Source organism: Ensifer sp. ENS06 (genome assembly GCF_014852205.1).
Taxonomy (GTDB): Bacteria; Pseudomonadota; Alphaproteobacteria; order Rhizobiales; family Rhizobiaceae; genus Ensifer; species Ensifer adhaerens.
This window is the reverse complement of sequence record NZ_JACVBC010000011.1, coordinates 86,043-107,426: the sequence shown is the minus strand read 5'-3', so window position 1 is coordinate 107,426 and position 21,384 is coordinate 86,043. Positions and strand designations below refer to the sequence as shown.

At 63.3% G+C, this 21,384-nt stretch carries 23 protein-coding genes; 9 read left to right on the top strand and 14 right to left on the bottom strand.

Annotated features, from left to right (window positions below):
* Positions 1-573 carry a hypothetical protein gene (locus IB279_RS28380; RefSeq protein WP_034786960.1) on the top strand — a complete coding sequence of 191 codons (573 nt, stop codon included), beginning with the start codon at positions 1-3 and terminating at the stop codon, positions 571-573.
* A 144-nt stretch (positions 574-717) separates the two neighbouring features.
* On the top strand, positions 718-1,113 hold the full coding sequence (locus IB279_RS28375) for a VOC family protein (protein ID WP_192340088.1): 396 nt from the start codon (positions 718-720) through the stop codon (positions 1,111-1,113).
* Between the two features lie 6 nt (positions 1,114-1,119).
* On the opposite strand, the gene IB279_RS28370 is transcribed toward IB279_RS28375, so the two are convergent.
* From IB279_RS28370 to odc2, 3 genes are all read right to left on the bottom strand, one after another.
* Entirely contained in the window at positions 1,120-1,746 is a 627-nt protein-coding gene (locus IB279_RS28370) for a LysE family translocator (RefSeq protein WP_192340086.1), read from the bottom strand.
* Positions 1,747-1,943: 197 nt separating this feature from the next.
* Positions 1,944-2,534: a GNAT family N-acetyltransferase gene (locus IB279_RS28365; RefSeq protein WP_034786966.1), complete on the bottom strand. Its 591-nt coding sequence runs from the start codon at positions 2,532-2,534 to the stop codon at positions 1,944-1,946.
* Between the two features lie 88 nt (positions 2,535-2,622).
* Complete coding sequence (gene odc2 / locus IB279_RS28360) at positions 2,623-3,762, bottom strand: ornithine/lysine decarboxylase (protein ID WP_218686560.1); 1,140 nt, start codon at positions 3,760-3,762, stop codon at positions 2,623-2,625.
* A gap of 695 nt (positions 3,763-4,457) precedes the next feature.
* Between odc2 and IB279_RS28355 the strand changes: the two genes are divergently transcribed.
* The 3 genes from IB279_RS28355 to IB279_RS28345 all read left to right on the top strand — a co-directional run bounded on the left by IB279_RS28355 (position 4,458) and on the right by IB279_RS28345 (position 7,143).
* Positions 4,458-5,351: a LysR family transcriptional regulator gene (locus IB279_RS28355; RefSeq protein WP_060517532.1), complete on the top strand. Its 894-nt coding sequence runs from the start codon at positions 4,458-4,460 to the stop codon at positions 5,349-5,351.
* 101 nt (positions 5,352-5,452) lie between these two features.
* Positions 5,453-6,097, top strand: coding sequence for a DUF1007 family protein (locus IB279_RS28350; protein WP_034786971.1), 645 nt, complete (start codon positions 5,453-5,455; stop codon positions 6,095-6,097).
* Positions 6,091-7,143 (top strand): nickel/cobalt transporter, encoded by a 1,053-nt coding sequence (locus IB279_RS28345; protein WP_060517530.1) that lies wholly within the window; start codon positions 6,091-6,093, stop codon positions 7,141-7,143. The genes IB279_RS28350 and IB279_RS28345 overlap by 7 nt, the downstream gene beginning before the upstream one ends.
* Before the next feature lie 22 nt (positions 7,144-7,165).
* Here the strand turns inward: IB279_RS28345 and IB279_RS28340 are convergent, their stop codons facing one another.
* From IB279_RS28340 to IB279_RS28325, 4 genes are all read right to left on the bottom strand, one after another.
* Positions 7,166-7,372, bottom strand: a complete 207-nt coding sequence (locus IB279_RS28340) for a hypothetical protein (protein WP_034786975.1) — start codon at positions 7,370-7,372, stop codon at positions 7,166-7,168.
* A gap of 42 nt (positions 7,373-7,414) precedes the next feature.
* Positions 7,415-8,110, bottom strand: a complete 696-nt coding sequence (locus IB279_RS28335; protein ID WP_060517647.1) for a GNAT family N-acetyltransferase — start codon at positions 8,108-8,110, stop codon at positions 7,415-7,417.
* Between the two features lie 121 nt (positions 8,111-8,231).
* Positions 8,232-8,945 carry a tellurite resistance TerB family protein gene (locus IB279_RS28330; RefSeq protein WP_034786977.1) on the bottom strand — a complete coding sequence of 238 codons (714 nt, stop codon included), beginning with the start codon at positions 8,943-8,945 and terminating at the stop codon, positions 8,232-8,234.
* Positions 8,946-9,151: 206 nt separating this feature from the next.
* On the bottom strand, positions 9,152-9,790 hold the full coding sequence (locus IB279_RS28325) for a 2-dehydro-3-deoxy-phosphogluconate aldolase (protein WP_034786978.1): 639 nt from the start codon (positions 9,788-9,790) through the stop codon (positions 9,152-9,154).
* Between the two features lie 200 nt (positions 9,791-9,990).
* On the opposite strand from IB279_RS28325, the gene IB279_RS28320 reads away from it, so the two are divergent.
* From IB279_RS28320 to IB279_RS28310, 3 genes are all read left to right on the top strand, one after another.
* Positions 9,991-10,464, top strand: a complete 474-nt coding sequence (locus tag IB279_RS28320; protein ID WP_034786982.1) for a CYTH domain-containing protein — start codon at positions 9,991-9,993, stop codon at positions 10,462-10,464.
* Positions 10,461-11,369 carry a CHAD domain-containing protein gene (locus tag IB279_RS28315; RefSeq protein ID WP_112771893.1) on the top strand — a complete coding sequence of 303 codons (909 nt, stop codon included), beginning with the start codon at positions 10,461-10,463 and terminating at the stop codon, positions 11,367-11,369. Before IB279_RS28320 ends, IB279_RS28315 begins: the two co-directional genes overlap by 4 nt.
* 109 nt (positions 11,370-11,478) lie before the next feature.
* Positions 11,479-12,435 carry a rhodanese-related sulfurtransferase gene (locus IB279_RS28310; protein ID WP_089044930.1) on the top strand — a complete coding sequence of 319 codons (957 nt, stop codon included), beginning with the start codon at positions 11,479-11,481 and terminating at the stop codon, positions 12,433-12,435.
* Positions 12,436-12,698: 263 nt separating this feature from the next.
* On the opposite strand, the gene IB279_RS28305 is transcribed toward IB279_RS28310, so the two are convergent.
* The 4 genes from IB279_RS28305 to IB279_RS28290 all read right to left on the bottom strand — a co-directional run bounded on the left by IB279_RS28305 (position 12,699) and on the right by IB279_RS28290 (position 15,770).
* A complete protein-coding gene (locus tag IB279_RS28305; RefSeq protein ID WP_034786992.1) occupies positions 12,699-13,106 on the bottom strand; it encodes a GFA family protein in 408 nt (135 codons plus the stop codon).
* A gap of 113 nt (positions 13,107-13,219) precedes the next feature.
* A complete protein-coding gene (locus IB279_RS28300) occupies positions 13,220-13,996 on the bottom strand; it encodes a MetQ/NlpA family ABC transporter substrate-binding protein (RefSeq protein WP_034786995.1) in 777 nt (258 codons plus the stop codon).
* Positions 13,997-14,032: 36 nt separating this feature from the next.
* On the bottom strand, positions 14,033-14,698 hold the full coding sequence (locus IB279_RS28295) for a methionine ABC transporter permease (protein WP_034786999.1): 666 nt from the start codon (positions 14,696-14,698) through the stop codon (positions 14,033-14,035).
* Positions 14,688-15,770 (bottom strand): methionine ABC transporter ATP-binding protein, encoded by a 1,083-nt coding sequence (locus IB279_RS28290; RefSeq protein WP_034787001.1) that lies wholly within the window; start codon positions 15,768-15,770, stop codon positions 14,688-14,690. The genes IB279_RS28295 and IB279_RS28290 overlap by 11 nt, the downstream gene beginning before the upstream one ends.
* A 414-nt stretch (positions 15,771-16,184) precedes the next feature.
* On the opposite strand from IB279_RS28290, the gene IB279_RS28285 reads away from it, so the two are divergent.
* On the top strand, positions 16,185-17,057 hold the full coding sequence (locus tag IB279_RS28285) for an NAD(P)-dependent oxidoreductase (protein WP_090297985.1): 873 nt from the start codon (positions 16,185-16,187) through the stop codon (positions 17,055-17,057).
* 54 nt (positions 17,058-17,111) lie between these two features.
* Here the strand turns inward: IB279_RS28285 and IB279_RS28280 are convergent, their stop codons facing one another.
* The 3 genes from IB279_RS28280 to IB279_RS28270 form a co-directional block, all read right to left on the bottom strand.
* Positions 17,112-18,479: a GH1 family beta-glucosidase gene (locus tag IB279_RS28280; protein WP_112771892.1), complete on the bottom strand. Its 1,368-nt coding sequence runs from the start codon at positions 18,477-18,479 to the stop codon at positions 17,112-17,114.
* A gap of 146 nt (positions 18,480-18,625) precedes the next feature.
* Complete coding sequence (locus tag IB279_RS28275; RefSeq protein ID WP_112771891.1) at positions 18,626-19,807, bottom strand: Gfo/Idh/MocA family protein; 1,182 nt, start codon at positions 19,805-19,807, stop codon at positions 18,626-18,628.
* Positions 19,808-20,067: 260 nt separating this feature from the next.
* Complete coding sequence (locus IB279_RS28270; RefSeq protein ID WP_034787015.1) at positions 20,068-21,120, bottom strand: sugar phosphate isomerase/epimerase; 1,053 nt, start codon at positions 21,118-21,120, stop codon at positions 20,068-20,070.
* Between the last annotated feature and the right edge of the window lie 264 nt (positions 21,121-21,384).

The window sequence follows — 21,384 nt, the reverse complement described above, 5'->3', positions numbered from 1 at the left end:
ATGCTGTTTCGCCAAAACGTGCTCGCTGGCATCGCCAGCGGCGACGTAACCTTGGCCTTCCGGCGTTGGACCAAGCCGACTGTCAAGGACGGCGGTAGCTTACGCACCGCAGTCGGTGTTCTCGCTATCGATGCCGTCGACGAGATCGACGAAGGCGCGATTACCGACAGCGATGCCCGCAAAGCCGGCTTTGCCGATCGCGCCGCCCTCGCGAAGGAGCTTACCGCGCGCACCGAAGGGCGCTGCTATCGCATCGCCTTCCACCGGGCCGGCGACGATCCACGCATCGCCCTGCGGGAAGCGGCTGACCTCGACGGTGAAGGACGGGCAGAAATCGACCGCAAGCTCGCGCGCTTCGACGACAGCGCCGGCATGGGCTGGACGCGTCCGGTACTGCAGCTGATCGCCGTCCGTGACGGGACGACCGCAGCGGAGCTGAGCGCCGCCATCGGCATGGAGAAACTGAAGCTCAAGGCGCGCATCCGCAAATTGAAGGAGCTCGGCCTCACCGAAAGCCTCGATGTCGGCTATCGCCTGTCCGGCCGCGGGCGCGCCTATCTCGACGGCGAATAGCCCGCGTGAAAAAGCGGGCGGTGACGCGGACACGATCGGTCATTCCTTCCAATCCCGATCGCCGCTGTTGCGTGCCTAAAGCAGGTGTGAGACGACTTGCCACCGAAACGGACCACCCCCATCAGGCAAGGCGAGGAGACAGGCATGATCGGCTACACCATGGTCGGAACGGCGGACCTGAGGCGCGCAGAGCGCTTCATGGCGCTGATCGGCCAGGAGCGCTGCTACTGCGACGAGCAGGTTTCCTCCTGGGGTCGAAAGGATGATGACAAGGCGCCGCGTTTCTTTGCCTGCCACCCCTTCGACCGGAAAGCCGCCTCGGTCGGCAACGGTGCGATGACCGCCTTCCTGGTGGAAAGCGCGGAGGTCATCGACCGGCTGTTCGAGACCGCCATGGCGCGCGGCGGCAGCGAAGAGGGAAAACCAGGCTTCCGTCCGCAATATGGCGATGGCTTCTACGCGGCCTATGTGCGTGATCCCGACGGCAACAAGCTGGCCTTCGTCTGCTACGACGCCCGCGAGGTCGAGAGCCCGTCCTGATCGGTCCTAGCGTCGCGTCGACCAGGCGAACCAGATCGCCACGGCCGCAAGCATCAGCGCGAGCACACGCCGCACCAACCGTTCGCGTGCCGGCGAGTTGAGGACCGGCTCCAACGCCCCGGCCAGAAGCACGATCGCGGCATGAACCGCGGTCGCGACCCCCACATAGAGCGCGGCAAGCGTCAGGTTCTGGGGCAAGAGCGGGCGTGTATCGTCGACGAAGGTCGGAAGCACAGTGACGAAGAACAGCGCCGCCTTCGGATTGAGCAGATTTGTGATCAGGCCGCGCCGGAAATAGAAGGATGCGGGCCTGCCGCTCGGCCCCGCCTCCTCACCGTCACCGTTCCAGGCCTCGAAGGCGAGATAGAGCAGGAAGCCGACGCCTGCCCAGCGAAGCGCCCCATAGAGCATGTCCGACTGGCCGACGAACTCGGCGACCCCGAAGGATGCGGCAAAGCCGACGATCGCCAGGCCGAGCGCCACGCCGGCGACGGTCGCCATGCCGGGCCTGCGCCCCTCCGAGGCCGCGACCATGGCGAGGTAGGCCATGTTCGGTCCCGGCGTCAGTTCGATGATGAAGGATGTCAGTAGAAAGGGCAGCAGGGTCGCTGCCCCGAAAATGAACGGATCCATGCGCGAGACTTCCATCCGCCTGCAACGAGGCCTTGCCGCAAGGACAGGTCAGCGGTGCCGCCTTGTCAAGGAAGATCACAAACCCATCAGCAGGGAGCGCCCGGCATGTCATGCGTCTGCCCCCTCGCCGATCAGATCGGACCAGCGAGGGAGCAGCGAAAAATCCGCCACCGCAGGGTTGGCGGCGGAAAGAGATCTCAGGCGGCGCGGCGAACCGGCGGCATGGCGAGCTTGCGGCCGCTGGCAACGATCAGGCCGGCAGTGCCCTCAAGCCAGTTGTCCCGAAGCTCGAGCGCCAGGAACCGGTCGCGTTCGAACGGCCCTGGCATCACCAGATGCTGGGTGCGGCTGGCAAAGAAGCCGAAGCGCTCGTAATAGGCAGCATCACCGACGAGCAGGATCGCGCCATGGCCGCGGTTCTTGGCCTCTTCGATCGCGGCCCGCATCAGCATGCCGCCGATGCCCTTGCCCTCATGGGCGGGGTCGACTGCGAGCGGACCGAGCAGCAGCGCCGGCACGGCATGGCCCTCACGGCTGACGCCGGCCTCGACGTTCCAGAGCCGGACCGTGCCGATCACGTGACCATCGACATCGCGGGCGACGAAGGCAAGGCCTTCGGCCGGCAGCCGGCCGCTGCGCAGCTTCTCCGACGACTTGCGGCGGCGCTCCGGCCCCATGGCACGGTCGAGCAGGTTCTCGCGCGCGACGACGTCGCCCGGATTCTCGGCATCGATTACAAATGTAGTGGGCGCGAAAAACGCGCGCAGGGCGTCAACAACAGCGGCCATCGGGGCCTCCCGTCATCAAAACCGCTTCAGGCGGACCGAACGAAAATTGTGAAGTGGCGCTCCCGCCCGAGGACGGGAGCAGGCCGGATCAGATCACATAGGCCTTCAGCGGCTCGAAGCCGTTGAAGGCGACGGCCGAGTAGGTCGTCGTATAGGCGCCGGTACCTTCGATCAGAACCTCGTCGCCGATCGAAAGGGTGATCGGCAGCGGATACATGTTCTTCTCATAGAGCACGTCGGCCGAATCGCAGGTCGGGCCGGCGAGCACGCAAGGCTCCATTTCGTCGCCATCGCGCGCCGTACGGATCGGGTAGCGGATCGCTTCGTCCATGGTTTCGGCGAGTCCGCCGAACTTGCCGATGTCGAGGAACACCCAGCGATGGGCGTCGTTGTCCGACTTCTTCGAGACGAGAACGACTTCCGCCTTGATCACGCCGGCGTTGCCGACCATGCCGCGACCGGGCTCGATGATCGTTTCCGGGATGTGGTTGCCGAAGTGCTTCTTCAGCGCGCCGAAGATCGCCTGGCCATAGGCTTCCGCCGTCGGCACGTCCTTCAGGTACTTCGTCGGGAAGCCACCGCCCATGTTGACCATCTTGAGCTCGATGCCCTGCTTGGCCAGTTGCACGAAGACGCGCTTGGCATCGGCAAGGGCCTGATCCCAGGCATCCAGCTTCGTCATCTGCGAACCGACATGGAACGAGACGCCGTAGGAAACGAGGCCATGCTGGTGGGCGTAGACGAGCACGTCGACGGCCATCTGCGGGACGCAGCCGAACTTGCGCGACAGCGGCCATTCGGCGCCTTCACCATCGGTCAGGACGCGGCAGAACACGCGAGCGCCGGGGGCTGCGCGGGCAACCTTCTCCACTTCCTCGTGGCTGTCGACCGCGAACAGGTTGACCCCAAGCGCGTGGGCGCGGGCAATGTCGCGCTCCTTCTTGATGGTGTTGCCATAGGAGACGCGGCTCGCGGTCGCACCGGCGTCGAGTGCCATTTCGATTTCGGCGACGGACGCGCAATCGAAGGAAGAGCCCATGCCGGCGAGCAGGCGCAGGATTTCCGGCGCCGGGTTTGCCTTGACCGCATAATAGATCGAGCTGTCCGGCATCGCATGGCGGAAAGCCTTGAAATTGTTGCGCACGACGTCGAGGTCGACAACAAGGCACGGGCCTTCCGGTCGTCGGGTGTTGATGAAGTCGATGATGCGAGCCGTGGTCATGGCCATATTCCCCTGATCCAAGATGCCCCGCTTTCGCGGAGGACAAAGGGCATACGCGCACATGCTCTGGAACCAGCCGGTGGAGACCCCGGAACCATGCATGCGCTCGATGCGCGAACGGTGAATCAAAGCCCGCCTAGGCTTCAATTCGGCTTTGTCTGCCATGGATTGGAGGGAATAACCCAACCGCACTTCCGGCAATGAAGGTGTGCCTCTTCAGTAACCCCGGCTGTTGGAAAGCCGGCAGACACCAGAAAGGCCCGCACCGTCGTTGCTTCAAGATGTCCTCGCATTTCCCGGTTGGCCGGAATAGCGACTGGAGGGGTTAGTTCCAGGTACCTTACCGATACCCTCACCTAATCGAGGGTCGGCGGACACCCACAGGCACGTGCGACTTTGGGCAAGGGCGTAGGTAAGAAAAAAGCCCGTCGTAATCAAGAGTTTTTTCACAACCGCGGTTGAATTTTTTTCCAGCCGGGCAAAACTGTCGATGTTCACAAATTTTGAACGCTTGGCGCCAGATCGTCCACAACGCTAAAGCATTGAAAGAAGGCTATTATTTATAAGAACCGGCACTGAAGGCAGAACCCGGCGCAATGACGCAAGCGACGGACAATCTGCCGTCTGCATTATCGACGCGGAAAGAGGCCTTCGCCGGCGAATCGGCGAAGCACGATTGAGAGCACGAAAGAAAGATCGCCATGGACACACTCACCCGCATCCGCGCCTTTATCGATGTCGTGGACGCCGAGGGGTTCTCGGCCGCCGCAAGGCGTGTCGGCAAGTCGAAGGCGCTGCTTTCGAAATATGTGCGCGAGCTCGAGGATGAACTCGGTGCGCTGCTCCTCAACCGCACGACACGGCAGTTCTCGCTGACCGAGGCTGGCCACACCTACTATCGCACCGCATCGGAAATCCTGAAGGAGATCGACAATCTCGCCGATCTCGTGCGCGCCAACAACTCCGACCTCAAGGGACGGCTGCGCATCACCGCGCCGCGCACCTTCGTCGATGCCGACATCGGCCAGTCGCTGGTCGATTTCGGCAAGCAGCATCCCGAACTCTCGCTCGAAATCATCTCCGACGACCGTTTCGTCGATCTGGTCGAGGAAGGCTTCGACGTCGCCATCCGCATCACCCGGCTCGAAGATTCGACGCTGATCGCCCGCAAGCTCGACGATTTCCAGGTGCTGATCTGCGCTGCCCCGGAATTCCTGGAAAAATCTGGCCCCATCGCTCACCCGACGGACCTTTCCAAGCTGCCCTGCATTCTCGATACCAATGGCCGCTCCTACTCCAACTGGCGCTTCGTCGAGCCCGATGGTTCGGCCTTCACCGTGCCCGTCAGCGGCCCGATCGAGGTCAACAGCCCGCTTGCAGCCCTCAGAGCCACCGTCTCCGGCCTCGGCGTATCGATCATCCCGGATTTCATCGCCCGCCCGAAAATCGCTACCGGCGAACTCGTCACGCTGTTCGACGATTTCCTCCCCCGCGACCGCGGCATCTATGCGATCTATCCGCATCGCCGCTACCTCCCGGCCAAGGTCAGAACCCTCGTCGACTTCCTGCACGCCTGGTTTCGCAAGCCACGGTGATCGGGCGCCGGCACCTCAAAGTCCCAATTCCGTCCCATTTCCGGTACATTCCCGGAAACGAATCGCGGAGCGATCGCTCCAGCCGAAAGGATTGCCGCCACATGAGAACCAAACGCCTCGTCATGGCCGGCCTTGCCACCCTGGCTGCCCCGTCGCTGGCCTTTGCCCACCCGCACATCTTTGCGGAAGCGCGCCTCGAGGTCGTCTCCGACGACAAGGACGAGATCAGCGAACTCAGGAACGTCTGGCGCTTCGACGAACTGTTCTCCTCCAGCGTGGTGCTCGATTTCGACAAGAACTCGAACGCGACGCTCGATCCGGATGAATTGGCCGAAGTCGGGCAGACGGTGATGGAGTCCCTGTCCGAGTACAATTATTACACGACGATCCTCGACAACGGCAAAACCATCAAGGTCAACAAGCCGGATCACATCACCGTCGACTACAAGGACGGGCAATTGCTGATGATGTTCGCGGTCAAGCCGGCCGAGCCGATGCCGCTCAAGGGCAAGCTCTCCTTCGGCGTCTACGATCCAACGATGTATACGGCCATGGACTTCGCCACCGACGATGACCTGACCGTCGTCGGCGACAAGATCAATGCCTGTGAGCACAAGGTCGTTCGCCCTGATCCCGACGAAGTTCTCGCCGAGAACAAGGACACCTTGACCGACGCCTTCTGGAGCGACCCGACGGGCACCGACATGTCAAAGCTGTTTGCAACCAGGATCGAGATCACATGCTGAACACCCGCGGGATCGCACGTCTGGTCACGGCCGCGCTCGTCGTCACGGCGCTTTCCGCAACGATTGCCGCGGCGCAGTCGCCCCTCGGCATCGGCACGGCCGAGCCCGCGTTCAAGACGACCGGTTTTCTCGGCGGCTTCTTCGCCTGGATCAACATGGAGCAGCAGGGCTTCTACCGGCTGATGACCAATGCGCTGAAGGGGATGCGTGAGAACCCCTGGCAGCTCTGGTCGCTGGTCGGCCTGTCCTTCACCTATGGCGTGCTGCATGCCGCCGGCCCCGGCCACGGCAAGGCGGTGATCTCGTCCTACATGATCGCCAACGAGACGGAACTGAAGCGCGGCGTGCTGCTCTCCTTCCTGTCCTCGCTGCTGCAGGGCGTGGTCGCGATCCTCCTGATCGGCGCCGTTTACCTCATCCTGCGCGGTACCTCGATCAGCATGACCAGCGCAACGCGCTGGCTGGAGATCGCAAGTTACGCGCTGATCGCCGCCTTCGGCGGCTGGCTTCTCCTGCGCAAGCTACGGTCGATGCTGCGTCCGGTTGCCTTGGCTTCCGTTGCCGGCGGCGGGCACGTCCAGCTCGCGGACGATCACCTTCATGATCATCACGATCATCATCATAGCCACCATCGTGATCACCACGGGCACAGCCATGGCCCGGGCGAGGTCTGCTCAAGCTGTGGCCATGCGCATGCGCCCGACCCGTCGATGCTGAAAGGGGATCGTTTTGCGCTCCGCGAAGCTTGGTCGGCGGTCATCGCCGTCGGCCTGCGCCCGTGCTCCGGCGCACTCATCGTGCTGTCCTTCGCACTCCTGAACGGGCTTTACCTCGGCGGCGTGCTTTCGGTCTTCGCCATGTCGATCGGTACGGCGATCACCGTCTCAATCCTTGCGACCATGGCCGTCACCGCCAAGGGCGTTGCGCTTCGCTATGCGGCAAACGGCGCGGCGGCTGCCCGGATCTCGAACGGCATCGAGATCGCCGGCGCTGCCCTGGTTCTGTTGCTGGGATTGGCGCTGCTCGGCGCGGCTCTGCAGAGCTGACGCACGCGGCCTGATCGGGCCGTCAGAGCCCGCGCTTGCGCTGGTAGCGGGCTCGCAGCCAGAAGAGCAGGAAGAAGCCGAGCACGAAGATCACGCCGAAGGCGGCGGCCAGCCAGGGCGAGATATCGCCGAGCTTGAGCATGATCGACGGCAGAACGAAGAAGCCGAGACCGGCGACGACGAGAATGATCGCAGCGGCGATCGCCGGTGACTTTTCCTTGTTCTGCATGATTTCCCTGTTGTTGTCTGCTGCGGCTTAAGCAGCCTGCGCCTATTTCGACGCCTGCCGCTCCAGATCCGAACGTATATCTTCAAGCCGCCGCTTCTGGCGACCGTCTTCATCGAAATTATCAGCTGCAAGCCAGGTTTCGAATGCGGCATTGAGCAGCGGCCATTCGCTGTCGATCATCGAAAACCAGGCCGTATCACGGTTGCCGCCCTTGGATATCATGTGCTGGCGGAAGATGCCCTCGAAGGTAAAACCGAGCCGGGCGGCGGTCTTGCGGCTCGCCATGTTCTCGCTATGGCATTTCCACTCGTAGCGGCGATAGCCGAGATCCTCGAAGGCGTGCTTCGCCATCAGGTAATGCACCTCGGTCGAGAGCGGCGAGCGGGCCATGGCGGCGCCGTGTGCCACGGAGCCGACTTCGACGACGCCGTTGGCGGGATCGGCACGCATGTAATTGGCCATGCCGACGACAATGCCGGTCGCCTTGTCGCGGAAGACCTCTGTAACCCAGCCGGATTTCTCCTGCGCCGCCGTCAGCCAGGCATCGAAAGCGTCGATATCCCTAAAATCCGGCTGCGTGAAGTATTTGAGCAGCGGGTTGATCGCCATACCGCCGAGGCCGTCCCAGAGGTCCTGCAGATGCCGGTCGCGCTCATAGGCCTCGAGCTTGACGAAACGCCCTTCGAGCGCGACGCCCTTCGGCGCCGGGCACCCTTTCCAGTTCTTCAGATCCTGCATCGGCCGCTCCTCCTTCATCCCTGCCCTTCGGCATAGGCCAGAGTGGCGGCCGACACAAATTCAAACTGGTGATGAACCCTGTTCGAACCGGTGATGAAACCATGCCCCCCCGAACGGTATCCTACGCGGTGGCCGGCACCTTGGCGGCCGAGACCGTCGCCTCGATGTGATCGACCAGCGCGTCGGGAAGTCCGAGGCGTCCGGCGAGCAGGTCGAGATAGCCGCGCTCCGCACGGGTTTCCGGCTCGATCGTCAGGCGCGACGCGGTGTAGATCTCCACGCGCTCCTCTTCGGTCTTTGCCGCGCCGACGATCGCATCGATATCGACCGGGTTGGCAAGCTCGCCTTCGAGGAAGGCCGCGGCATCGGCCGAAAGGCCAGAGACCGACAGCTTGTCCATGATGTGCTGGCGCTCGGCCTCGTCGATATGGCCGTCGGCACGCGAAGCGGCGATCATTGCGCGCACGAGGGTCAGCGCAAAATCATGGCTGACGGCTTCGGGAGCAGAGGCGAAGCCGGAATCGGCCGGCGGCGGCAGAAGTTCCGGCTCGCCCTTGGCAACCGTCGCACCGCCCGGCGTATTGCCGGCCTGATAATTCTTGTAGGCTTGGTAGCCGAGACCGGCGATCGCCGCGAGACCGCCAAGCACGGCGGCGTTGCCGGCCAGCTGGCGACCCGACTTGGTGCCGAGCAGAACAGCGGCAATGGCGCCGCTCGCCAGTGGATTGTCCTTGGCAAGCTGCGTCGCCTGGGTCGCGCGATCGCGCACCGTGCCGCCGGCACCGGGCACCTGCGATCCCAGAAACTGATCCAGCAATTTCTTCGCGTCGAACATCGGGTTTCGCTCCTTGTCGGTTCCGGGCGGTTGAAGGCGAGCTCAAGGGTGCGCCGCCCGCGCGCCCGTCGCTGAATGGATTGAGACATAGGAACGTTGCAGGGAAAATACAAATTCGCGCCAGAGGCGAGCGACGCCGTACAACCAAAGAAAAAGGCCGGGTTTTCCACCCGGCCTTTCTAAAAACGGAAGGCGTCGCTTGCCGCTCAGCCCTTGAGCACGAAGGCTTCTGCCGCAAGCTTGGTGATGCCGGCCCAGTCGCCCTTGGCAACCAGTTCCTTCGGCGCAACCCAGGAGCCACCGACACAAACGACGTTGGGCAGCGTCAGATAGTCGCGCGCATTGGCAAGGGAAATGCCGCCCGTCGGGCAGAAGAGCGTGCCGGCAAGCGGCGAGGACAGCGACTTGAGGTAGGCGGCGCCGCCGGCCTGCTCGGCCGGGAAGAACTTCATGACGTCGTAGCCTTCTTCACGCAGACCCATGACTTCGCTCGCCGTCGCCGCACCCGGCAAAAGCGGCACCTCGTGGTCGTTGGCCACATCGATCAGTTCCTGCGTCGTGCCGGGGCTGACGATGAACTTCGAGCCGGCTTCGACCGCGGCTTCGAACTGGGCGGCGTTGAGGATCGTACCGGCGCCAGCAACAGCGCCTTCGACTTCGTTGGCAACGGCGCGGATCGCTTCGAGTGCGGCCGGCGTGCGCAACGTGATCTCGATCGCCTTCAACCCGCCGGCAACGAGCGCGCGCGCCAGGGGAACGGCGGTCGCCACGTCGTCGATCACCAGCACCGGAACAACCGGCGCCAGTTTGAGGGTTGAAAGAAGCCTGTCGGATTTCGCGCTCATGCCGATCGTCCTTTTTAAAACGATTGAATATGCCCTCCGCATACTCCCCCGGCCACCGGTTGTCGAGACCCAAGGCGGCGGGAGCGCGGCTTTCGCATGTAAGGCAACGGTAATATGCAACTTGCGACAAAGAGATGACTTGAGCCTTTGCGTGAAAGCGATAGGTTGAAACTGCGGGCCCCCGAAATGGCGGATTTTCCATGGCGAAGGAAATAGAGCGCAAGTTTCTCGTCGCTTCCGATGGATGGCGAGAGCGTGCGGACAAGGGCATTGACCTCAGGCAGGCCTATGTCGTGACCATGGACGACCGCTCGCTGCGCGTGCGCATCCACGGCGACAAATGGGCACGGCTGACCATCAAGATCGGCAAGTCGGCACTGGTCAGAAACGAATACGAGTACGACCTGCCGATGGACGATGCCCGCGAGATGCTGACCCAGGCGGTCGGGATCGTCATCGAGAAGAGGCGCTACCGGGTGCCGCACAAGGGGTTCACCTGGGAAGTCGACGTCTATGGAGGCGCGCTCAAAGGCCTCGTCGTTGCGGAAGTCGAGATGAAGCGCGAGACCGACATGCCGGCGCTGCCCGATTGGGTCGGGCAGGAAATCACGGGCGATCGCCGCTACTCCAACCAGTCCCTCGCCACAGAAGGACTGACGGAACCGCAACCATGACTTACGCCTTCGAACCTGGACGGCCTTTTTCCGAAGACTTCCGCACGATCGCCGCCGAACAGCTAACACAGGCGGTGATGACGCTCGAGGATCGGCCTGACGGCGTGCACGAGGCGATCCATGACGCCCGCAAGAATTTCAAGCGCCTGCGCTCGCTGTACCGTCTCGTCGCAGCGGACGCGCCGCTTTTTCAGAAGCATGAAAATGCGCGCATCCGCGACATGGCCCGCAACCTCTCAACCGTTCGGGACGCAGCCGCACTGGTCGAGAACGCCCATTACCTCAAGGCAGCCGCGTGCAACGAGGAGGAAGAACGGGCGCTCGCCCATGTCTGCGAGCGGCTGACGACACGCCGGGACCGCATCACGGCAAGCGCGACCGATATCGAGGACCGCGTGGCAGCCACCATCGTGCGCTGCGAGCAGGCACTGCAGGCCCTCAGCCAAGTGACATTCGACGATCGACGCCGCAAGACCGCAGACCGGCTGACGAAGGGATGGCGGCGCACTCTGAGGCGGGCCAAGCGCGCCAGGCAGGCATGCAGCGAGACTTCGGAAGCCCCGGCGTTCCACGAGCTGCGAAAGCGGGCGCAGGACTACCGCATGCATCTCGGCCTGATGCACGCGGTCTGGCCTTCCGCCCTGCAGGCCAAGCGCGCCGAGGCTAAAGCGCTGGTCGACACGCTCGGGCACCTCAACGATCTCGCGGTCATGACCCAGTTGATCAACGAGGATCCGGGGCTTGCCGGTAACAGTCAGGATCAGGCCCACCTCATCGCGGCCGTCATCGACCGACAGGGAAGCTTGCGCAAGCACGCTCTTGATCTCGCCGCCGAGGTCTTCCAGGAGGAACCGGACGACGAAAGCCGAACGATCCGGTTGCTCTGGCTCGACGCCGCGCGCTGATGTTTCGGCGAAATTTCGGCGGGCGGACCGACTGTCCGCGCCGCGACAGAGTGCCCCTGGGCCCCGCCGCGATTGCGCTTGCGGCGCGAAAGCTGTATTTGCACCGGCCATGACCGACATTTTCACGACCCCGCGCCCTGAGCCCCATGGTGAGACGCATGGCCAGTTTCTGGTGGCCGCGCTCTATCATTTCGCACGCTTCCCGCGTTTCGCCGATTTTCGCGAACCGCTGCAGGCCGTCTGCGACGAAAACGGCGTCAAGGGAACGCTGCTTCTGGCGCATGAAGGCATCAACGGCACGATCGCCGGCACGGATGCCGGCATCGCTGCGGTGCTTTCCTTCCTGCGCGTGCAGCCCGAATTCGGCGCACTGGAGCACAAGGAAAGCCGTGCATCGTCCATGCCGTTCCTGCGCATGAAGGTGCGGTTGAAGAAGGAAATCGTCACCATGGGCGTCGAGGATATCGACCCCAACAAGATCGTCGGCACCTATGTCGATCCGAAGGATTGGAATGCACTGATCTCCGATCCCGAGACGATCGTCATCGATACGCGCAACGACTACGAAACCGCCATCGGCATCTTCAAGGGTGCGGTCGATCCGAACACCAAAACTTTCCGCGAATTTCCCGATTGGGTGCGCAATAACACCGGCCTGCACAACAAGCCGAAGATCGCCATGTACTGCACCGGTGGCATCCGCTGCGAGAAGGCGACCGCCTTCATGAAGGAGCAGGGCTTTGATGAGGTGTACCACCTCAAGGGCGGCATCCTGAAATATCTCGAGGAAGTGCCCCAGGAAGAAAGCCTCTGGGAAGGCGCCTGCTTCGTCTTCGACGATCGCGTCTCCGTCACCCATGGCCTCGAGGAAGGCGAGCACACGCTCTGCCACGCCTGCCGCCAGCCGCTGACCAAGGCGGACCTCACTTCACCGCACCACGAGGACGGCGTCTCCTGCATCCATTGCCACGAGGTCCGCACCGACGAGGACCGCGAACGCTACCGCCAGCGCCAGCGGCAGATCGAACTTGCCAAGAAGCGCGGCGAGCGCCACCTCGGTAGCTGACATACGCTTGGGCATCCGCCCTTCGCTTGTGCGAGCGGGAAGCGCCCCTCATCCGCCTGCCGGCACCTTCTCCCCGCAGCGGGGCGAAGGGACTTGCGGCACCGCCCCAGCCGACAACGCTAACTCCAGCTTACGGCTGCGACTTGCACGCAGTTCCCCGGGTACCGAGAGCTCCGTTCCGCGGCGCCCCAGCGTGGCACGTCCCCTCGCCCCGCTTGCGGGGAGAGGGTTAGGGTGAGCGGCGGTTTCACTCGCGAACGCAGTCAGCCCGGCAACGCCTCGCATTCCTCAAGTGCCAACGCACTGCGGTCCCATTCATGGCGGCTGCGGGTGAAAATGGCGTCTGTCGGTCGAAATACCGACGGGTCGTCGAGCGTGCCGGCATAGATCGACACACGCGGATCGTCGGGCGGGCCGGAGCCATAAACCTGGCTGCCGCAGGTTTCGCAAAAATAGCGGATCGAAGGATTGCCGTTTTCAGCGCGCGTCTCGTAACCGCGGCCGGTTCCCGACATCGTCACATCGGCCCGCTCGAAGATCATGTAACAGCAATGACCGGTGCCTGTCGTGCGCTGGCAATCGCGGCAATGGCAGAAACCGGAAAAGAGCGGCTCACGGTTCAGCTCATACCGGATTGCACCGCAGAGACATCCGCCTTTCAAGACGCTCATGGTTCGTCCTCCTCGAAGTGCCAGGAGGATAGCCAAGCAAGCCATGCGGTCAAAGAAAAACCGCGCGCCGCAAGTTGCAGCGCGCGGTCCATGTTTCTCTTTACCAGAGACGCTTACCAGCTCGGGATCAGCGCGCCCTTGAAGGTGTCGTTGATGAAGGCCTTCACCTTTTCGTCGTGGTAGGATTCGACCAGGGTCTTCACCCACGGAGCATCCTTGTCGGCCTTGCGCACGGCAATCACGTTGGCGTAGGGCGACTTCTCGCCTTCGATCGCGATCGCGTCCTTCTTCGGGTGCAGGCCGGCCTCCATCGCGTAGTTGGTGTTGATGACGGCGGCATCGACGTCCTGCAGCGAGCGCGGCAGCTGGGCAGCGTCGAGCTCGGCAAACGTGATGTTCTTCGGGTTCTCGGTGATGTCGGCCGGCGTGACCTTGAGGCCGACCTCTTCCTTGACCTTGATCAGGCCCTTCGACGCCAGAACCAGCAGCGCGCGGCCGCCATTGGTCGGGTCGTTCGGGATGGCGATCGTGGCGCCGTCCTTGAGCTCGTCGAGGCTCTTCACCTTCTGCGAATAGACGCCCATCGGGGTGGTGATGGTGGTGCCGACGCTGACGATGTCGAAACCACGATCGGCGATCTGGTTGTCGAGATAGGGCTGGTGCTGGAACGAGTTGGCGTTGAGGTCGCCGTCAGCCAGAGCCTGGTTCGGGACGACATAGTCGGAGAATTCGAGGATCTCGATATCGAGGCCCTTGGGAGCTGCGATTTCCTTCACCTTCTCCATGATCTGGGCGTGTTCGCCCGGCGTGACGCCGACCTTGATGGTTTCGGCGAGTGCCGTGCCGGCGGAAAGAGCGGCAATCGCTGCCGCGATGATAAGCTTCTTCATGGTCGTCTCCTTGTTCACGTTCAGTCTTGGGAGGAATCAGGTCTTGCGGTTTTTCTTGTCGAAGCGCCGCGCCAGCCCGTCGCCGGCGCTCTGGACGAGCTGCACCAGCACGATCAGCACGATGACGACAACGAGCATCACGTCGGGCATGAAGCGCTGGTAGCCGTAGCGGATGCCGAGGTCGCCGAGCCCGCCGCCGCCGACGGCACCGACCATCGCCGAATAGCCGATGAGGCTGACGGCGGTCATGGTGAGCGCCAGGGTCAGCGCGGGCCGCGCTTCGGCGAGCAGCACCTTGAAGACGATCTGCATCGGGGTCGCGCCCATGGCGCGCGCCGCCTCGATCAGCCCCTTGTCGATCTCGCGGATCGCCGCTTCCACCAGCCGCGCGACAAAGGGAATGGTGGCAATCGTCAAGGGCACAATCGCAGCCTTCGTACCGATGGAGGTGCCGGTGAGCAGTCGGGTAAACGGAATGATGGCGACGACGAGGATGATGAACGGCGTCGAGCGCGTGGCGTTGACGATCAGCCCGATGATGCGGTTGAGCGTCGGCGCCGGGAAGAGTTCACCCTTGCCGCTGGTGGCGAGGAAGATGCCGATTGGCCCGCCGATCAGCGAGCCGATCAGGCCGGCGATGGCGACCATATAGATCGTGTCGACGGTGGCCCCGCCGATGCGCAGGAGAATATCAGGCGACATAACCGAGCACCTCCGTGACCAGACCGTTTTCGACAAAGAAGCGTTCGGCGCGGCCGGACGTCTCGGCATCCGCGCCATAGGCGACGACCAGCGAGCCATAGGGCGCGCCGCCGATCTCGTCGATCGTGCCGGCGATGATGTTGACCTCGGCGCCGACAGACTTGATCAGCTGCGAGATCAGCGGCTTCTCGGCCGCAGCCCCGAAGAAGGTGAGCCGCACGACGGCGCGATCGCCGGCCGCGGGTGCAGGCTTCAGGGCGCGGGCGACCGCGTCTGGAAGCTTCGAACCCGGCAGCCCCGAGAGCAGCGCCCGCGTCGTCTCGTGCTTCGGATGGGTGAAGACGTCGAAGGTGTGGCCACGCTCGACGATGCGGCCATGATCGATGACGGCGACGTCTGAGGTCACCGCCTTCACCACTTCCATCTCGTGGGTGATGAGCAGCACCGTCAGGCCGAGATCGGCATTGATGCGCTTCAAAAGCTCCAGGATCGATTGGGTCGTTTCCGGATCGAGCGCCGAGGTCGCCTCGTCGGAGAGCAGGAGCTTCGGCTCGGTCGCAAGCGCGCGGGCGATGCCGATGCGCTGCTTCTGGCCGCCCGAAAGTTCGGCCGGATAGCGCCCGTGCTTGTCGGCGAGACCGACGAGATCGAGCAGCGGCCGAACGCGCTGTTCGATCGCGCGCTTGTCCATGCCGGATATTTCGAGCGGCAGCGCGACGTTTCCGAACACGGTGCGCGAGGACAGCAGGTTGAAGTGCTGGAAGATCATGCCGACGGAGCGGCGAAGGCTGCGCAGCGCCGCCTCGTCGAGCCCGCCGACATCGACGCCGTCAACCAGCACCTTGCCGCCCGTCGGCTTTTCGAGCCCGTTGACCAGTCGGATCAGCGTCGACTTGCCAGCGCCGGAGCGGCCGATGATGCCGGTGATCGAACCACGGTCGACGGTCAGCGAGACCTTGTCGAGCGCAGTGAAGGCGCCGCTGGTGCCGGACGCGGGGAAATGCTTGGAAACGCCGTCGAAGACGACGGCCGCGTCAGCCGATGGCGCGGCGTTTTGGGCGGAAACGCTCATCGTTCGGAATTCCCCGAATGAGGCGCAGTCGGAATGTGCGGGTACATAAGTGCTCTCGGATGTTCAAAACTCATGATCCCGGGCCTGGCCGGGATGGAACGCGCGTCTGGTCAGGCCGACATTCGACAACGCATTCGGAACAGGGAGCACTTCTCTAACATCAAGCAACCAGTCAGTTCAACTTTGCTGCCGCATGGCCCGCATGCGACATAATCTACGGCTCTTATGGAGAATTGCCACGCCCTTTCACAGGCATGATTTTGCCGAATTTGCCAAGCAACGGCAAAACCATGCTCTTTTGCTTCGCAACGCGCCGTCATCCCGCAAATCGCCATCTTGGAAATCCTTGTTCGGGCGGACTGTGTCCGACCGCATTTCATGCTAACGGGCAGGAACAGGAATATGAGGTGAGAAATGCGCATCGTCTTGACCGGAAGTTCCGGCCGCATCGGCAGAGCGATCTACAACGCGCTCGCCGCCGCCGACCATGACGTCATCGGCATCGATCGCGCGCCCTTCGGCACGACGGCCATCGTCGGCGATCTCGTCGATGGCGAACTGCTGGAGCGCGCGATGGAAGGGGCGGACGCCGTCATCCATACGGCGGCCCTGCACGCGCCACATGTAGACGCCGTCGCCGACCAGGAGTTCGAGCGCGTCAATGTGATGGGCACCCATCTGGTGATTGCCGCAGCCCAGGCCGCCGGCGTCGGCCGCATCGTCTTTACCAGCACGACGGCACTTTATGGTCATGCGGTCACGGAAGGCGGCTGCGCCTGGATCACCGAGGAGACGCCGCCGAAGCCGCACACCATCTACCACCACACCAAGCTTGCGGCCGAAGCTCTGCTCGAAAACGCGGCGGATCGTGCTTTGCATGTGCGGGTGCTGCGCATGTCGCGCTGTTTCCCGGAGGTCGCCGATCGTATCGCAAGCTACCGCCTGCACCGCGGCATCGATGCGCGCGACGTGGCTGCCGCGCATGTGGCAGCACTCGACAATGGCGGCCCGGCTTTTCAGCGCTACATCATCTCGGGCGAAACGCCGTTCCTTCCAACGGATTGCCGCCGGCTGGCGGAGGATGCCGCAGGGCTCCTGCGTGAGCGTGCGCCAAAACTGTCGCAGGCCTTTGCCGATCGCGACTGGCCGCTGCCCGCGACCATCGACCGGGTGTATGACCCGAGTGCTGCGATCGAAAAGCTCGACTGGAAGCCGCGCTACGGTTTCAAGGAAGTGCTGGCCCAGCTCGACCGGCAGAGCCTGGAAGTCCTGCCGGTCCGGCGGTGAATTGACCGAGCCGCACGGAAGCGTTGCGGGCGGGTGAGCCCGCCCGCTTGAGCGTCAGATGTGGTTGCCCTTCGGGAACTGTTCGGCCAGAGCCTGGTACCACTCACCGCTCTTCTTGATGGTGCGGACCTGCGTGTCGTAGTCGACATGGACGATGCCGAAACGCATCTTGTAACCTTCGGCCCATTCGAAATTGTCCATCAGGCTCCAGGCGAAATAGCCGCGCATCGGATAACCCTCGGCGATTAGATCCGCCGTCACCGACAAGTGGTCGGCGATATAGTCGAGCCGCGGCTGGTCGTCGACAATGCCGTTCTCGACACCCATGTTGTAGCAGGCGCCGTTCTCGGTGATGTAGCAGTCGGGCAGCTGGTAGGTCGCGTTCAGCGTCTTGACCAGGCTGCCGAGCGCCGGAGCGTAAACCTCCCAACCGATATCCGTCTTTGTCTGGCTCACCGCCTTGGCATTGATGGTTGCCGGATATTCTGCGCCCTTGGCCGGATCGGCACTGACCCGCATCGGCGTGTAGTAGTTGAGCCCCCACCAGTCGAGCGGCCGGGAGATCGTCTCCATGTCGCCGTCTTCGATCGCCGGCATGCGATGGCCGAGCGCGCTCATGAAGCTTTCGGGGTACTCCCCCTTAAAGATCGGACCGAAGAAGACGCCATTGTGGAAGTCGAAGGCGCGATCGGCGGCTTTCCTGTCGGCCGCGCTGTCGCTACCCGGGTAGACCGAATGCGCATTGATGACGATGCCCGTAGGCAAGCTCGGCCGCTCGGAGCGGATGGCGTCGACGCCGAGCCCGTGCGCCAGATTGGTAAAGTGCAGCGCATGCAGGGCTGCGTCCATGTTGCGCTCGCCCGGCGCATGGATGCCATAGAGGTGGCTGAGCCACACCGAGCACCAGGGCTCGTTGAAGGTCGCGACCGCGTCGAGCCGGTCGCCGAGGCGGGCGATCACGGTCTTGGCGTAGCGCTGGAAGGCATAGGCCGTCGTGCGGGCCGTCCAGCCGCCATCGCCCATCAGTGCCAGCGGCAGATCCCAATGATAAAGCGTGGCGAAGGCCTTGATGTTACGCGCCTTCAGACCGTCGACGAGGCGGTCGTAGAAATCGAGACCCTTTTCGTTGATCGGGCCGGTGCCTTCAGGAATGATCCGCGGCCAGGCAACGGAAAACCGATAGGCATCGACGCCGAGGCTCTTGATCAGGTCCAGATCCTCGTCGAGCCTATTGTAGTGATCGCAGGCGACATCGCCGTTGTGACGCCCGAAGACACGGCCCGGCATGTTCGAAAAGGCATCCCAGATCGACGGCTTGCGCCCGTCAGCTTTGGTCGCGCCTTCGATCTGGAAGGAGGCGGTCGCCACCCCGAATACGAAATCGCCCGGGAAGCGCTCTGCCAGGATCTTGGGATCGGTCATCTCTTTGTCTCGTCTCGTTCCGGCCCCGCTGCCAGCGGGACCTTGGTTTTCGGTTTGTAGCGGGCCGACCTAAATCCATGCCGGCAAATGTCAACTCGCGAAAAAGGGCGGGAAAGCCCCGCCCTTCCGCCGGTATTGGCCTGCGGCTATACCTTTACCCACGCCCCATTTCGTTTGGATGACTGTACGCAGGCGTCGACGAAGACCATGCCCTTCATGCCATCGTCGATGGTCGGGTAAGTGACGGCCGGATCGATCTTCTCGCCCTTGCGCTTGGCAAAGATGGCGCGCGCCGCCTCCGTGTAGATGTTGGCGAAGCCTTCCAGGTAACCTTCCGGATGGCCCGACGGAATACGGCTGACGCGGTTTGCGGCCGCACCCGCCCCGGCGCCGGCGCGGGTGAGCAGGCGCTTCGGCTCACCGAACGGCGTGTACCAGAGATAGTTCGGGTCCTTCTGCGTCCATTCAAGCCCGCCCTTGGTGCCGTAGACGCGCACCATAAGGCCGTTCTCGTGGCCGGGCGCCACCTGGCTGCACCAGAGCAGCCCCTTGGCGCGCTCGCCGTCCTTCGCCTTGAAGCGCATCATCACATGGGCATTGTCGTCGAGCTGGCGGCCGTCAACGAAGCTGTCGAGATCGGCAGCGAGTTCTTCGAGTTCGAGGCCGGAGACGAAGGCGCCGAGATTATAGGCGTGCGTGCCGATATCACCCGTCGAGCCGCCGGCACCCGAGCGCGCCGGATCGGTGCGCCAGGCCGCCTGCTTCTGGCCCGACTGCTCGATGTTTTCGGTGAGCCAGTCCTGCGGGTACTCCGTCTGCACCAGCCGCACCGCACCGATCTCGCCATTGGCGACCATCTCGCGCGCCTGTCGCACCATCGGATAGCCGGTGTAATTGTGCGTCAGCACGAACAGCGCATCGCTCTCGTCCGCCGCTTTCTTCAGCTTTTTCGCGTCGCCAAGCGTCGAAGTCAGCGGCTTGTCGCAGATCACGTGGATGCCGCGCTTCAGGAATTCCTTGGCCGCAGCGTAGTGCACATGGTTTGGCGTGACGATCGCCACCGCCTCGATGCCATCCTTCAGCTTCGCCTCGCGGATCGCCATCTGCTTGAAGTCGGAATAGACCCGCGACGGATCGAGCCCGAGCTCGCGGCCTGAGCTTTCCGCCTTTTCCGGCGTCGACGACAGCGCGCCGGCCACCAGCTCATAGTGATCGTCGAGACGGGCTGCGATGCGATGCACCGCGCCGATGAATGCGCCGGAGCCGCCGCCCACCATGCCGAGCCGGATGCGACGCTCGCGCTTCTCGCTCGTTCCTTCGATTGCCATGATCTTCTCCCCTGTTCGTTCCGTGTTGTTTGTTCGTTTCCTGGCGCAAGGGATGCCCCTCATCCGCCCGCCGGCGCCTTCTCCCCGCACGCGGGGAGAAGGGCTCATGCCGCACCCGCTTGCGAAAGCGCAGCAACAGCAGCCACGATAACCCGTGGTCAGCGGCAATCCACGTCCCCTCTCCCCGCCTGCGGGAAGAGGGCCAGTCCTCGGGTTAACCCGAGGAGAGCGGGCAGTCGCACCCTCAGGTCCTACCTACCTCAGATCCCCAGCATGCGCCGGTTGGCCGCCTCGTCCGTGCCAGCCCCGGCAAAGTCGTCGAACGCCTTCTCGGTCACGCGGATGATGTGATGCTTGACGAAATCGGCACCCTCGCGTGCCCCATCCTCTGGATGTTTCAGCGCGCATTCCCACTCGACCACCGCCCAGCCGGCGAAATCGTTGGCGGCCATCTTCGAGAACACCGCACCGAAATCCACCTGGCCGTCGCCGGGCGAGCGGAAGCGGCCGGCGCGGTTGACCCAACCCTGGTAGCCGCCGTAGACGCCCTGGCGCCCGGTCGGGTTGAACTCCGCGTCCTTGACGTGGAACATGCGGATGCGGTCCTTGTAGATGTCGATATTGTCGAGATAGTCGAGGCACTGCAGCACGTAGTGCGAAGGGTCGTAGAGCATGCAGGCGCGGGCATGGTTGCCGGTGCGCTCCAGGAACATCTCGTAGGTGATGCCGTCGTGCAGATCCTCGCCCGGATGGATCTCGTAGCAGACGTCGACGCCACAATCCTCGGCATGGTCGAGGATCGGCTTCCAGCGCTTCGCCAGTTCATCGAAGGCGGTCTCGACGAGACCGGCCGGCCGCTGCGGCCAGGGATAGACGAAAGGCCAGGCGAGCGCGCCGGAGAAGCTTGCCATGGCGTTGAGGCCGAGGTTCTTCGAGGCCGTCAGCGCCAGCTTCACCTGTTCCACCGCCCAGGCCTGGCGTGCTTTGGGATTGCCGCGCACCTCGGGTGCTGCAAACCCCTCGAAGGCTTCATCATAGGCCGGATGCACGGCGACGAGCTGACCCTGCAGATGGGTCGAAAGCTCGGTTACCTCGACGCCATTGTCGCGCGCCGTGCCGGCGAACTCGTCGCAATAGGCTTTCGAGGTCGCCGCCTTTTTCAGATCGATCAGCCGCGCGTCCCAGCTCGGCACCTGCACGCCCTTGTAGCCGCAATCGGCCGCCCATTTGGTGATCGCATCCCAGGAATTGAACGGCGCGGCATCGCCGGCGAATTGCGCAAGAAAGAGCCCTGGCCCCTTGATGGTCTTCATGCTGATTTTCCTCCCGATGGAACGGCCGAAATTGGTGTTGGCCTTGTCCTGACAGCCGGCATGAAAGGCGATTGCACGCCTTTGTTTTCTCCCAGAACTGCCGGATCTGAAACGTTGCAGGCGCCGAAGCTAGCAGATTTTCAGCGAGGGGCAACAGCGCACGACCGGATTCCGAAAAGTTTTGTAATCGATTTCATTGCAAACGGCATTGGGCCAGCCACGGCACGCCCTTGCTGCAGAAATCCGCGACATCAACGATCGCCT